This window comes from Flavobacterium lacus, assembly GCF_003268815.1.
Lineage (GTDB): Bacteria > Bacteroidota > Bacteroidia > Flavobacteriales > Flavobacteriaceae > Flavobacterium > Flavobacterium lacus.
On the sequence record NZ_QLSV01000006.1, the window covers coordinates 130,659 to 145,730 of the forward strand.

At 32.4% G+C, this 15,072-nt stretch carries 11 protein-coding genes; 3 read left to right on the top strand and 8 right to left on the bottom strand.

Features of this window, described 5'->3' with window-relative positions; genetic code table 11:
- Positions 1-36: 36 nt before the first annotated feature.
- Positions 37-423: a 30S ribosomal protein S9 gene (rpsI, locus tag B0I10_RS07810; RefSeq protein ID WP_112085948.1), complete on the bottom strand. Its 387-nt coding sequence runs from the start codon at positions 421-423 to the stop codon at positions 37-39.
- Entirely contained in the window at positions 423-878 is a 456-nt protein-coding gene (gene rplM, locus B0I10_RS07815; RefSeq protein WP_112085949.1) for a 50S ribosomal protein L13, read from the bottom strand. Before rplM ends, rpsI begins: the two co-directional genes overlap by 1 nt.
- 302 nt (positions 879-1,180) lie before the next feature.
- Here rplM and B0I10_RS07820 point away from each other — a divergent pair, with 302 nt between their 5' ends.
- Complete coding sequence (locus B0I10_RS07820) at positions 1,181-2,203, top strand: LacI family DNA-binding transcriptional regulator (RefSeq protein ID WP_112085950.1); 1,023 nt, start codon at positions 1,181-1,183, stop codon at positions 2,201-2,203.
- Positions 2,204-2,307: 104 nt separating this feature from the next.
- Here B0I10_RS07820 and B0I10_RS07825 read toward each other — a convergent pair whose 3' ends face one another.
- The 4 genes from B0I10_RS07825 to polA all read right to left on the bottom strand — a co-directional run bounded on the left by B0I10_RS07825 (position 2,308) and on the right by polA (position 9,138).
- Positions 2,308-4,962, bottom strand: a complete 2,655-nt coding sequence (locus B0I10_RS07825; protein WP_181456917.1) for a peptidase associated/transthyretin-like domain-containing protein — start codon at positions 4,960-4,962, stop codon at positions 2,308-2,310.
- A 77-nt stretch (positions 4,963-5,039) separates the two neighbouring features.
- Entirely contained in the window at positions 5,040-5,768 is a 729-nt protein-coding gene (locus B0I10_RS07830) for a GLPGLI family protein (protein ID WP_112085952.1), read from the bottom strand.
- Positions 5,769-5,817: 49 nt separating this feature from the next.
- A complete protein-coding gene (locus B0I10_RS07835; RefSeq protein WP_112085953.1) occupies positions 5,818-6,111 on the bottom strand; it encodes a hypothetical protein in 294 nt (97 codons plus the stop codon).
- Positions 6,112-6,270: 159 nt separating this feature from the next.
- A complete protein-coding gene (gene polA, locus B0I10_RS07840) occupies positions 6,271-9,138 on the bottom strand; it encodes a DNA polymerase I (RefSeq protein WP_112085954.1) in 2,868 nt (955 codons plus the stop codon).
- 235 nt (positions 9,139-9,373) lie between these two features.
- Here polA and B0I10_RS07845 point away from each other — a divergent pair, with 235 nt between their 5' ends.
- Both B0I10_RS07845 and B0I10_RS07850 read left to right on the top strand, forming a co-directional pair.
- A complete protein-coding gene (locus B0I10_RS07845) occupies positions 9,374-10,609 on the top strand; it encodes a metallophosphoesterase (RefSeq protein WP_394336184.1) in 1,236 nt (411 codons plus the stop codon).
- Between the two features lie 71 nt (positions 10,610-10,680).
- The gene (locus tag B0I10_RS07850; protein ID WP_112085956.1) at positions 10,681-10,977 is read left to right on the top strand and encodes a thioredoxin family protein; all 297 of its coding nucleotides are present in this window, start codon (positions 10,681-10,683) and stop codon (positions 10,975-10,977) included.
- On the opposite strand, the gene B0I10_RS07855 is transcribed toward B0I10_RS07850, so the two are convergent.
- Positions 10,974-11,618, bottom strand: coding sequence for a polysaccharide deacetylase family protein (locus B0I10_RS07855; protein ID WP_112085957.1), 645 nt, complete (start codon positions 11,616-11,618; stop codon positions 10,974-10,976). The two genes, B0I10_RS07850 and B0I10_RS07855, sit on opposite strands and share 4 nt — an antisense overlap.
- A gap of 40 nt (positions 11,619-11,658) precedes the next feature.
- Positions 11,659-14,856, bottom strand: coding sequence for a glycosyltransferase family 117 protein (locus B0I10_RS07860; RefSeq protein WP_112085958.1), 3,198 nt, complete (start codon positions 14,854-14,856; stop codon positions 11,659-11,661).
- Between the last annotated feature and the right edge of the window lie 216 nt (positions 14,857-15,072).

Sequence of the window (15,072 nt, forward strand, 5' to 3'; positions counted from 1 at the left end):
GCAACTGTTTTTTGAGATACTGAAACAAGTTCAGTATTAACGTTTAGAGAATTGGAATCTCTTACGAGCTTTCTTCTGTCCAAATTTCTTACGTTCTACCATTCTTGGATCTCTTGTTAGCAATCCTTCTGGTTTCAAGATAGCTCTGTTTTCAGCTTCTACCTCACACATTGCTCTTGCAAGAGCCATTCTCACAGCTTCTGCTTGCCCTGTTGAACCACCACCATGTACATTTACTTTTACGTCAAAGTTGGTTGCATTTTCTGTCATAGACATTGGTTGCATTACTTTGTACTGTAAAGTAGCAGTAGGGAAATAGTTTTCAAATTCTCTTTTGTTTACGGTGATTTTTCCTGTTCCTTCTGAAACATAAACACGTGCCACAGCACATTTTCTTCTACCGATTTTGTGAATAACTCCCATTACTTTAGATCGTTTAAGTTAACGGTTTTTGGCTGTTGAGCTCCATGTTTGTGCTCAATACCAACATTTACATTTAAATTGCGGAATAGTTGAGCACCTAATTTGTTTTTAGGTAACATTCCTTTTACAGCCTTTTCTACTAAAGTTGCAGGGTTTTTTTGTTGCAATACTTTAGCCGTTAGGCTTCTTTGTCCACCTGGGTAACCTGTGTGACGGATGTACGTTTTGTCATCCAACTTGTTACCAGTCAGGTTGATTTTTTCTGCGTTGATAACGATTACGTTATCACCACAATCAACGTGCGGGGTATAATCAGGCTTGTATTTACCTCTCAATAGCATCGCTACTTTTGAAGCAAAACGACCTAAGTTATGACCCTCAGCATCTACAACAATCCACTGCTTATCTGCGGTAGCTTTGTTGGCTGAAACTGTCTTGTAGCTTAATGTGTTCACAATAATTTATTTTAATTAAACATTCCATCCCCAATAAAGGGGTTGCAAAAGTACAATTAATTATTATAAAAGCAAATAGCAATTTGAGATTATTTTTAATGACTTATTTTTAAGACAATAATTTTGCTAATACTACTGATTTTAAAGGTGTAAGTAATGCATTTATTTCGTCTTAATTTAGTTCATTTTAGTCTCATTTATTTGAAATTTTGATACAATTATCAATTTTCATCAGTAGATAAACGTCAAACACTATAAATCTATTTATAATTTTACTATTTTTACGTCTAAATTCGAAAGGTATGAAGCCAAAAGCAACATTAAAACAAATTTCAAAAGATTTGGGAATTTCCGTTTCCACGGTTTCTAAAGCGTTGAGCGATAGTCATGAAATTAGTGAGCCTACAAAAATTAGGGTGCAAGAATATGCTAAGCTGCAAAATTATAAGCCAAACACGATGGCTAAGAATTTAAAAAATCAGCGTACCAATACAATAGGTGTAATTATTCCAAATATTTTGAATCCGTTTTTTGCCAAAGTTTTCAGTGGAATTGAAAAAGCTGCCAATGCAAAAGGGTATAATGTGATTACCTATATTTCGAATGAATCGAACAAAAAAGAAAAACAAGCGATGGATTTGTTAAGTAACGGTACGGTTGATGGTTTTATCCTTTCTGTGGCACAAGAAACCCAAACGTTACAAGAATCAACTCATTTTAAAGAAATTCTTCGTGAAGGAATGCCAATTGTGATGTTTGATCGTATTATGGAAGATGTCAATTGCGATAAAGTGATTGTAGATGATTTTGAATCATCTGTGGAAGCGGTAAATCATTTGTTGAAATTGGGGTGTAAAAAAGTCGCCTTACTTTCCTGTATTGATAATTTAAGTGTTGGAAAACACCGTGCATTGGGTTATGAAAGAGCATTACAAGACAATAAAATAAGCATTAACGATATGTATATCATCATTACTGATAGTCAAGAAGATTTTGATGCTCGTTTGGAAAAATTATTAGCATCAAAAGAAGTGGATGGTATTTTGGCTGTAGATGAACATTCTTCCACCATGGCGATGAAAATTGCTATCCAAAAAGGAATAAAAATTCCGGAAGAATTATGCGTCATTGGATTTGCAGATGGTGTTTGGTCAAGACGATTGACACCAAGTTTATCCACCATCAGTCAACACGGACCGGAAATTGGCGAAGAAGCTGCCAAATTATTAATCGAAAAACTCGAACGAAAACAAGAAACACCAACGTATAAAACTACGGTTGTGAAAACGGAGTTGAGACAGAGGGATTCTACTAGGAGGGTTTAAGTTTTATTTGACTGGAATTCGGAAATTTATGCTAAAGCCTTGTTTTACAAGGTTTTTTTATTTGACTGGAATTCGGAAAAGTTGTTTTTTACTCAAATTGATAATTAAAAAGAATATGTAAATCCGAGATTTACAAATCCAGATAATGTATTCATTACTATTTCTTGTATCATAAAGTCATTTTGAATAAAATCATTTTTAAAGTTATTCTCTCTAATGTTTAATACATTATTTGCGTTAAGATATATGTTGATTTTATTGCTAGCTGTATAATTTATTCTTGCACCAATATCTAAGATGTTTTCAGAAGCAAACGTGCTTGATTCAAAAACATGATAAGTTGTATTAATTTTCCAATTCATTTTTTTATTAAAAAAAGTTCCGTCCAACTTTAGGAAAGGACTAATTGTTTGTAATTGATTCTTATTCTCCTCACTTAACGTTTCAAGCTTATTAAAATTACTTAAGTAGGTTAGTCCAAAATCAAAATTTGCTTTATTTTTGAAGTAAGACTTTAAACTAAAATCTATGTTATTTTGATTAAAACTGTTATTATTTATAGTATTGTTTGAAAGAGTTTTGTTTTTAGAAATTGAATTATTTGATGAAAAATTTAAACCAAGAGGAATTTTTTTGAATTTTTTACTAAAATTAGCAATGAAACTTAACGTGTTTCCAAAATCTATATATTGATATTCTTGTATTGAAATTGAGTTGCTATTGTTGGAATTTGTAACTAGTTGTTTTCTGTTTTCAGAATAAGATAAAAATAAGTTTGAAAATAAGCTTTTAGCTACATCAGTATAAAAAAATCCAGTATTGAAACTATCAGCAAGCATTTTTTCACTTATCAAGTTACTGCTTAACCATAGGGTTCTTTGATTCTCAATTAAATTACCGGAGATAAAATTATAAATAGTTGGATTATTAAGTTTTGAATTATATCCAAGGGAGTAGCTTGTTTTGTCAGAAAGTCTATAACTTAAGTGAATGCTGGGTAATACAACATTTATTGTTTCTTTGAAATTACGGTTATGTTCATGGTTGTTGTTCATTAACTCTAAACTCATTGTATATCTTAATTTTTTACCAGTGTCAGATGTGAAAATAGTGCTCAAGCTATTAGAAGTCAATAAAAAATTATCACTGAAATTATAAACTGAGCCAACATTATTTTTATTAGATAAGGTTTCATTGTCAAGGGTAGAAATAAATTTGAAATCTAGTATGTTTTTTTGTAGTTTTAGTGTAGCTTTGGTTTTAATTCCAAAACTAAGGGTTTCAAAATTTGTGTTCTGAATGACTTGGTTTTCATTAAAATCAAATCCAATAAAATTTTGGTTTGATTGATAATCTTTTAAAGATTTAGAAAAATTATAATCATTGAAAAAAACGGCTTCAAATAAAAGTTTTTCAGAATATTTTGTTTTATATTGAGCATTGAATCCGCCCTTAGCACTATTTAGCTGGGTTTTATTTTTAAAAATAGTTTCTTCTTGATTGCTTACAATTAAATTATTCAAATCCTGATTTTGGTTATCTACACTTAAAAAAAAATAGGCATTTGTTTGAAAATAAGACTTTTCATTTAATTTGTTTTCAAATTTAAATACGTTTGAAGAAAATAAAGAATTACCTATTGAAGTATAATTATCTAAGATACTTGAACTATTTCCGTCTAAAAAAGTAAGAAAATTAGAATTTTTTTCATTTAAATCTGTTTCGTTTAATATTGAAACAAACTCTATACGTTTGTTTTTGGTTGGTTTTCTTGTAAAATTTAAAGTAAAATTTTTAGAATTTATCTGTTGAATGTTATCTTGAGCAAATAAAAAGGGAGGAATGTCTTTTTCAACGGTAACTTCACGACCTAAAATCAATTTATCTTTCAATAAATTTTTACCAGTAACCTTTCTCAGCTCTAAATAATCTATTGGAGAAAACACATTTTCATTAAGATTGTTTGTATTAGCAATAAGGCTAAATTTAGTTTTACTACCAAAATTAAACAGATTTGATTGTAATTTAAATCGTTCTTTTATGCCTCCTTCTGCATCAAAATTTCCTCTAAAGGTTTCGCGGAATGATTTTTTTAATTTTATGTTTAATGCAGTTTGACTAGAGTTTTCAAATCCTTCGATACTGGACAGGTCTTGATAGTTTTTTAATAATTCTATTTTTTCTATCATATCAACTGTAATGTTTTCAGTTGCGAGTTGATGATTTTCTCGGAAGAACTCATCACCATTAATAAGTATATTGTCTAATTTATTACCATTAAATCTAATTTTTTTATTGTTGTCAATTGTCAAACCGGGTAATTTATCAATAACATCTTTTAGTTTTAATTCCGAACCAACAAGTAGATTTTTCAAATTGTAAATTAGGGTATCTTTTTTTTCTATGATATCCGGAGATTCAAATTCTAAAATAACCTCTTTGAGTTCTGTAATTCTTGGTTTTAAAACTACTTTTATTTCAATTAAATTGTCAATAGGAAATTCTTGTTTCTCATAGTTAATATGAGTTATTTTGACAATATAAGGAAATGAATATTTTTCAAGTTTGAGTATAAATTCTCCTTTCTCATTCGTTTGCGTAAATGAGATTATCTTATTTGTATTCAGGGTTAGTAACTGAACATTTGCAAGATGAATTGGAGTGTTCGTTTCATCTTTAATTATACCTTTTATCTGTTGACTAAAAATTGTATAGGATGAAAAACAAAAAAAAATCAATAGATAATAATACTTTTGCACTAATCTAATTTTTTAATTAATTTGTTTGGACTTGAAAAAGTTAGTTTCAGATTTGTGGTTATAAGATTAGTAAAGAATTAAAATCGATTTCTTTCTTTATTTTTCTTTTCAATGTATTCTTTTAGTGTTTTATAATTGTAAATTTTACCAGTAAATACAGGAGGACTACTATCAAATGGTTCATTTTTAATTGAAATAGCATGTGCAACTATTTCATTATTCTTTGAACTTGTTTTTAAAATTAAACCGGGTAAGCCCGAATACATAAATGGACCATCTGAAATTGGAATTTCATCCGTAAACCAAGCATAAGTATCTCTTCCATGGATTTTAGTAACAGCTTTTTTACAATTATAACCCAAAATCATTTCACTTTCATCTAAAATTTCCCATTTAAAAATGGCTAAACTATCCACGATACTTATTTTTTCGTCATAAAACTGCTCATTATATGATTTGTTATTTTTAAAATCTTTGTAGTAAATTTTTTCCTTAGATTTTAAATCAATTCCGCTAGATTTTGTTACAGATTTTATTGTGTCTCCAACTTCATTTATTGTTGTAGATTCATACGTTTCATCCTTGATTTTAAGATTGAATTTTGCATTTTGATATAATGAAGACTTACCATCAGTAGTTAATTTAAAAGAAAAAATATTTGCTTCGTAGGCAATTTGAACATTTTTTGGCATTAATTTAAATTGTTCTTGATCTTGAACTTTTAAATTTTCGTAATAGTTGACCTCTATAGTTTGTCCTATTGTGGTAAAACTTAGAAAGACTAAGAATATAAAATATTTTTTCATAGTAAAATTTTAAAAAACTGCCTAAACATAATATTAGGCAGTTGTTGTTTTATTCGCAAGTTGTTTCTACACTTGTACCCTTAGCTGTAATTGTGTAGCAGCTTGTACAAATCATATCAATTATAGTAACTGTTTCCCATACCTCCTCATTAGTATACATACTCATAACTTTTCTGGTTATAGTTCTGTAAAACACTAATGTAGTAGTATAATGACAAGCTACCAATTCATCAGGAGAGTTAATAACTTCTGAGGATTTGATAAAAGAAGATTCTTTTTCAACTTCATTTCCAAAGGTTAAAGTTGAAACTAACAACACTGCGATAAATAATAATTTTTTCATTGTATAAAATTTAAAGTTTATACATGCTAAACAAAAAAAAAAAAAATGATTTGTGCAAATTTTTTTACATTTATTTTTTTAACTCTGTCAAAATTCTAAACTTTCACATAGATTTTAGCAAATTATTTACCACATGAAAATGCCAGTTGAACACTAAAATCAATGAGCCTCCAACCAATTTCTCCCCATTCCCAATTCCACATCCAACGGAACATTCAATTTAAACGCATTTTCCATTTCGTGTTTAATCATGGGTTGAATTTTTTCCAATTCCGAATTGTGTACATCAAACACCAACTCATCATGCACTTGCAATAACATTTTGGATTGCCAGTTTTCTGAAGTCAATTTTTGATGAATGTTTATCATTGCAATTTTGATGATATCGGCGGCAGAACCTTGAATGGGTGCGTTTACTGCATTTCGTTCAGCACCACTTCGCACCATTGCGTTGGCGGAATTGATGTCTTTTAAATAACGTCGTCTTCCTAAAACTGTTTGTACATAGCCATGTTCTCTGGCAAAATCAACTTGGTTTGCCATATAGGCTTTCAATTTCGGATAAGTGGTATAATAGGCATCAATCAACTCCGCACTTTCTTTTCGGGATAAATTGGTTTGGTTGGAAAGTCCGAATGCCGAAACACCATAAATGATTCCGAAGTTAACCGTTTTAGCATTGCTTCGTTGTTCCTTCGTGACCTCTTCCAACGCAACATTGAACACTTTTGCAGCGGTACTTTTGTGAATATCTTCGTTGTTTTGAAACGCTTTAATCATATTTTCTTCGCCTGATAGAGCGGCAATAATTCGCAATTCAATTTGCGAATAATCGGCAGAAACTAACGTATAATCTTCATCTCTGGCAATAAATGCTTTTCGGATTAATCGACCTCTTTCGGTACGAATCGGAATGTTTTGCAAATTAGGATTATTGGAACTCAATCGTCCGGTTGCGGCAACCGTTTGCATATAATCGGTGTGCACACGTTGCGTTTTTGGATCTACTTGATTCGGCAACGCATCAATATAAGTGCTTTGTAATTTCACCATTTGTCGCCATTCTAAAATGTCTTTGACAACTTGGTGTTCGTTCACTAAATAACTCAACACCTCTTCACCGGTGGCATATTGGCCGGTTTTGGTTTTCTTTTGTTTGGCTCCACCGATTTTTAGTTTGTCAAATAAAATATCGCCTAATTGTTTTGGAGAAGCTAAATTGAATTTTTCACCCGCCGTTTCATAGATTTTTTGTTCAAATTCATTGATGTCTTTTTGCATCTCCACCGACATTTTTTTCAAAAATTCCACATCCAATCGAATGCCTTCCGATTCCATGGCGGCTAAAACAGGAACTAGCGGAATTTCAATTTCTTCAAACAATTTCTTTGTTTCGGCTTTATCTAAAATCGAACTGAAAACTTCTTTTAGTTGAAATGTAATATCAGCATCTTCTGCAGCATATTCTTTGATGTCTTCCAAATTGACGTCACGCATCGACAATTGGTTTTTGCCTTTTTTACCGATTAAGGTTTCGATGGATTTTGGCGAATATTTTAAATAGGTTTCTGATAAAATATCCATGTTGTGACGCATATCAGGATTGATCAAATAATGAGCAATCATCGTATCAAATAATTTTCCTTTGACTGAAATGCCATAATTCGCTAAAATTTTCAAATCATATTTAAGATTCTGACCAATTTTTTCAATCGTTTCATTTTCAAAAAAAGGACGGAATTTCTCCAGTAATTGTTGAGCTTCTTGTTGATTTTCCGGAAACGGAACGTAGAACGCTTTTCCTTTTTCCCACGAAAGTGCTAAACCAACTAACTCAGCATTCAAGGCATCAATGCCGGTGGTTTCCGTGTCAAAACAAACCGAAGTTTGATTCATTATATTTTGCAAAAGCAATTTCACAGGCAAATCGCCTTGCACACTTTGGTAAAAATGTTCGGTGGTTTCTAACGTGGCATAAAATGAATTGTTATGTGCTTCATCAGAATCATCATCACTAAAACCAAACAAATCAAATTGCTCTTCGTTTGATTTTTTAGCGGCTGGTTTCTTTTGAATTTGATTTTTGTCATTGTCATTGACCTCTCCATTTCCATTGGTATTAATTTCGTCATATTCTTTTCCGGAGCCAAACCACTTGTCAAATTGTGCTTTCATTTGTCTGAATTCCAATTCTTGAAAAATAGCATCTGTTTTTTCTACATCAGGTTTCGATAACTCAAAATCGGTAGCGTCAAACGTTACCGGACAATCGAGTAGGATAGTGGCTAGTTTTTTAGATAACAATCCTTGTTCGGCATTATCTTCAATCTTTTGTTTGATGGCTCCTTTGAGTTTGTCGGTATTGGCTAGAAGATTTTCCATGGAACCAAACTCCTTCAATAGTTTTTTAGCGGTCACATCACCAACACCCGGAAACCCTGGTATGTTATCGACGGCATCACCCTTCATTCCTAAAAAGTCTATCACTTGTAACGGATGTTCAATTTCAAATTTTTCCAACACTTCGGGAATTCCCCAGATTTCAATGTCATTTCCCATTCGGGCGGGTTTATACATGAAAATATTTTCGGAAACCAACTGAGCAAAATCTTTGTCAGGCGTAACCATAAAAACTTGAAAACCTTCTTTTTCGGCTTGTTTGGCCAATGTTCCAATTAAATCATCGGCTTCAAAACCTGCTTTTTCCATAATCGGAATTTGCATCGCTTTTAGTAATTCTTGAATATACGGAACGGCAATTTTGATGGCTTCCGGGGTTTCATCGCGATTGGCTTTATAGGTTGGAAATAATTCATTTCTAAAATCACTTCCGCCTTTATCGAAAGCTACAGCTAAATGATCAGGTTTCTCACGTTTAATCACATCCATGAGAGCATTCATAAATCCCATTATAGCAGAGGTATCCATTCCTTTGGAATTGATTCGTGGATTTTTGATAAAAGCATAATACCCACGAAAAATTAAAGCGTAAGCATCGAGAAGGAAAAGGCGTTTTTGCGTTGACATAATTCAAAAAATATTGAAGATTTCAAAGATACATTTTTGAATCCTAAAAAAGAAAAATGCCGAAACCAATTTCTGATTTTGACATTTTCCAACCACTAAAATAATTGTATATTTAATAAAATGAAATTCATTAAAAGTCTTTAAAAGAATTGTAAGCACGAGTTACAACCGTTAAAATTTTAATAAATACAGATCAATCCACAGTAGATGTTGTTATTTTGTATGAAAATTGAATTTGATGATTCGTTTGCTCTTTTTTGTTGCTTTTGTTTTGCTTATCGAAGTCTATGCATTTCAAGCTTTTAGAACCTTGTCTAAAATAAAATGGGTTCAGTATTCCTATATTATTTTAAGTGTATTAATTTTAGGCTACATCATTTATTCGTTTACTCAATTTGATCGAAAAATTGGTCAAACTCCGAGCACACTTCTTACTTTTGGATTGGTTTTACTAATTTATATTCCTAAAATTATTTTGACTTTGGTAATGTTTGGGGAAGATTTTTATAGAATAATTTCTGGAACGATATCACATTTTTTAGGAAATACTGACAGAAGTTCTTTTCTTCCCGAAAGGAGAAAATTTGTCAGCCAGATTGCCATCGGAGTGGCGGCCGTTCCTTTTTTATCGCTTTTATATGGAATGACCAAAGGAAAATATAACTTCAAGGTCATCAAACAAACACTTTTTTTTAGTGATTTACCCGATAGTTTTGATGGAACAACCATCACCCACATTTCAGACATTCATTCCGGTAGTTTTGATGATCCTGCAAAAATTCAATATGCAGTTGATTTAATTAATGAACAGAATTCGGATATGGTTTTGTTTACCGGCGATATTGTGAACACACACGCCAGTGAGATGCATCCTTGGGTTGATACGTTTAAAAAAATACATAATCCAAAGTTTGGAAAATATTCTGTTTTAGGAAATCACGATTACGGGGAATACATTGATTGGCCAACGCAAAAAGAAAAAGTCGATAATTTTGAAGCCATCAAAGATTTACACCGTCAAATTGATTTTAAACTCTTGATGAATGAAAATGTGAAATTGAAAAGCGGAACCGATGAAATTGCCGTCGTTGGTGTTGAAAATTGGGGGAAAAGTTTCAAAAAAGCGGGAGATTTAGTAAAAGCCTCAACCGGTTTAAATCAAAACGATTTCAAAATTTTGATGAGCCATGATCCAAGTCATTGGGAATATGAAGTAAAAAATAACGAACAAAACTTCCATTTAACTTTATCCGGTCACACTCACGGATTGCAATTTGGGATAGAAATTCCCGGTTTTATCAAATGGAGTCCGGTGCAATATGTGTACAAACAATGGGCTGGTTTATATGAAAATTTAGGTAGATATGTTTATGTAAACCGCGGTTTTGGCTTTCACGCCTACCCTGGAAGAGTAGGAATTTGGCCTGAAATTACCGTAATCGAATTAAAAAAAGCCGAAAAAGTAGCGTAATTCGTAAAATATGCTACATTTGTATTTAATATGTTAAAAAATAGGTTTAAATTTAAATAAAATTTGTCCTTATGTCAAAGTTTGGTGAACTTATTAATGATCAAGTTCCGGTGCTAATTGATTTTTACACTGAGTGGAACGAGTCATCTGTAGCGATGCATCCCGTAATTAGAGATGTGGCGGCTGCGTTGGGCGATAAAGCGAAAGTAATTAAGATAGACGTAGATAAAAATCAGGAATTGGCCGATGCTCTTCGTATCAAAGGTCTTCCTACCTTAATGATTTACAAAGAAGGTCAGATGGTGTGGAGACAATCTGGTGAGTTGGATGCAAACACAATTATTGGTTTAGTTCAAGAACAAGTCTAGCTAATTATTTCACATTGATATCCGTTCTCGGATAAAAATTGAAGCGTTTTTGGAAGTACATATTCCAAATTCGCGAAAGCTTTTATACTATCGTGAAAAACAATGATGCTGCCCGATTCTACATTTTTTAATACATTTTCTAAACATTTTTCTCTAGAAATTTCTTTTTTATAATCGGCACTCAGCACATCCCACATAATTATTTTATATCCTAACTTTCGCAGTTTTATGGATTGCAAAGGTTTTATTTTTCCATAAGGCGGACGAAAGAGCTTTGATGGAAGAGTTTTAATTGAAGTTGCTTTCATCAGCTCTTCACATTTTTCAACTTCTTTTATATAGGTTTTGTTTGGCGTATTCCATCCTTTCACATGATTGAAAGTATGGTTTCCAATAGCGTGACCTTCCGTAATTAATTGATTGAATAGTTCCGGATGCTTTTCAATATTATTTCCAATACAAAAAAAAGTAGCTTTGCAATCATACGCTTTTAATTGTTCTAAAACCCATTTCGTGATTTCCGGAGTGGGACCGTCATCAAAGGTTAAAAATACTTTTTTTTCATTATTCGGAATACTCCAAACATAGTTTGAAAAAATTCTTTTTATTATCGGATTAGTTTTTATCCAGAGTAGATCCATAAGCTTAAAATAAAAAGAGCCAACTTAATGGCTCAGTTTTTTATTCATTATCACGTTTGTATCTTTCAAATCGTTTGTTATAACCGTTAAAAATCTTTCTGTTTTTATCAAAAAAAGCAGTGTCATTTTTTCTTTTTACAACCTGAATCAATGATCGATAACGTTCAATGTTTTTAACGATTTCATACATATTATCATTTTGTTCAGAAGCTTTTAGACTAACAAAATAATTTAAATTGTCGTTATATTTTTCAACTAATTTTGTAGTTAATTCTTGAGCTTTTTTGGTTTCACCCACATCGTAATAACCGGCAATAAAAGGTTCTAACAACGTATAGAAACCGTATTTTTCTAATGGTAATTTGGTCATGGCCAAATCGATAACTTTTTTGGCTTTTTCTGTTTTTCCTTCATCAATTAATTGTTGCATTAATCGAGATAAGTTTAAACGATACGTGATGCTGTTTCGACGGGTTTCAATGTCGTGATAAATATCACCATCGCTGTTGCCCCAATCCCATTTCATTACAATATCATACATTTTGTCGCTATCAATCATTCCCATTTCCAATTGACCGTTTTCAGGATTGTATGGTGTTTTAATTGGAACTAATTTATAAACCAAACCATCCAATTGAAGGTATTGCTTCATCCATAGAAAATCCTCGTCTGTATCACTGCCGCCAGTAAAATAAATTGGTCTTTTCCAATTATTATTTTGAATGATATCAAACATCATTGTACGTGCTTTATAGATAGCTCGGTCTTTAATATCGATATCCATATAGGGAACAATAGAATCATAGAATTTTTCGGAAACCACTTTGTTTTTAATAACTGCTTCTTTGTCAATAGTATATCTAATTTTGTTGGTTGGGAAGAAATGTACACTTTGTCCACTTTGCATTTCAAGCATTGTGTTAGGGTCATCACTTTTAATAAAGTCGATGAAACTTTTTAATTCCCAACGATTTTGTGTAATCTCATTAGAAACTACATAATCTAATTTGTCTCCGGTATATTGTTCTCTTTGAAAAGAAATTGGCAAGGGCTCAGATGTATAGGCTTTTGCTTTCATCTGATCAATGTGCCAGTCCGTCATAAACAATTGTGTATTGACAACCCTTACATCTTGCCGAATTCCTTCAATTTCTTGTGCATACCAAAGTGGGAAAGTGTCATTGTCACCAATTGTAAACAAAATGGCATTTGGTTCACAGGATTCCAAATACCCTCTTGCATTGGCCAATGCAGTATATTTTCCAGATCGATCATGGTCGTCCCAGTTTTGTGAAGCAAGTAGAACAGGAGCAGCTAAAAGTGATGCTACAAAAACAATCGGCAGAACAATTTTGGGTTGCATCCATTTCCGTAAAGTATCAAAAATCGCATAGACACCAATTCCTATCCAAATGGCAAATACATAGAATGAACCAACTAAGGCATAATCTCTTTCTCTGGGTTCAAATGGTCTTTCGTTGAGGTAAATTTTTAATGCGATTCCGGTAAACAAGAATAACGCAAGCAATACATAAAAACTCTTTAAATCTTTTTTAGAATGATAAAGTAAGCCAATGATTCCTAAAATAAAGGGCAAAAAGTAATACACATTTCTTCCTTTATTGGTTAATACATCTTGGGGGAGATTTTTTTGAGAGCCTAAAAAGATTTCATCAATAAAATCAATTCCACTCAACCAATTTCCTTCGTTATCATATTTTCCTTGGACATCGCTTTGTCGTCCTACGAAATTCCACATCAAATAACGAACATACATGTAGCCAAATTGATATTCAAACATAAATTTAAAATTGTCTGATGCCTTTGGTTTTTCTACAATTAGATAATTTCCGTATCCTTTTAAAAACGAAATGTAGTCTTCGGTATCCAATCTTCCGGAGCTGTAGGCTTGTCTGAATTGAGAAACGATATCAACTAGTTCCTGCTCATGAGCATATTCTGGATCAATTTTAAAATCGACGACATTGGTGAACTCCATGTAATTTATTGCACTTTCACCATTCCACATTCTCGGCAAAAAAGCTTTGTGTGCATTGTGGCTATTCTGAGTTGCATTGATATAATTGTTGGTAATCACATACTTCCCCGTTTTGTAATCACGCTCATAGTTTGGTGCTTTGTCCAAATACGGTTCGTCTGGATCTAAACCGGCAAACATATCTGTGAATTGCGGCCCGTAAAACAACGGGTTTTGAGGATACTGTTCGCGGTTGTAATACGCCAAAACTTCACGAGCATCCGAAGGGCGGTTTTCGTTAATCACAACGTTGGCATTAGCACGAATGGGTAGCATCATCCAAGTTGAAAAACCAATAAGAACAAAAAGAATACACAGCAAAATCGTATTGTATTGCGGCAGGTTCTTAGTTCTGGTAAATTTCAATCCAAAATAGAAAAAGGCTATTAAAAACAACGTCATAAAAATTGTTCCTGAGTTAAATGGTAATCCGAAAGTGTTAACCATAAATACTTCCGTTTTTCCAAAAAGTGACATGGTTAATGGCAATAACAATTTGAAAATAAATAATAGAATAGCAACCACAACGATGTTGGCGATGATGAAGTTTTGAACGGTAATGGTTTTATAATTTTTAAAAAAGTACAATAATCCGATTGAAGGAACTGTCAACAAAGCCATGAAATGAACACCAAAAGAAAGGCCAATAACCAAGCAGATTAAAAGCAACCATTTGTTTCCACGTGGTGTGTGCATGTCGGTTTCCCAACGTAATCCGAGCCAAAATAGCAATGAAATTAGTAATGTAGCCATGGCATACACTTCGGCTTCCACGGCATTATACCAAAAACTATCGGTGAATGTAAAAGCTAAAGTACCAACTAGAGAAGCACCTAAAATAGCAACTTCATCCATTTTTGTGATCTCTTTGAATCTTAAAATAATTTTACGCATCAACAATGTTGAAGACCAAAACATAAATAAGATAGTAAACGCACTCGAAAAAACAGACATCATGTTCACCATTAAAGCCACTTTTGAAGCATCTGGTGCAAACATGGCAAAAAAGGCACCCATCATTTGGAATAACGGGGCTCCCGGTGGGTGACCAACTTGTAATTTTGCTGATGTGGAAATGTATTCGCCACAATCCCAATAGCTTACGGTTGGCTCAACAGTTAATGAAAAAGTAAATAAGGCAACGGCAAAAGCGAACCAGCCTAAAATTGTATTCCACTTATTAAAATTGAGTGTAGTCATCAGTGCGATTTATTGTTTATGCTTGAATGTAGCTACAAAGAAACTATTTTTTTATGGAAACGTATATGGCTTAACAAAATTTTGTTAATTAAGTTTAATTGAAAGCATTTTTTTTGAGCCTTAAATAGCTCGTTTTTAATCTGATGTTGGTTTTGGATAAAATATTTCACAGAAAAATCTTTTATTTATTTGCTTTAAATAAAAAATGTTATAAAT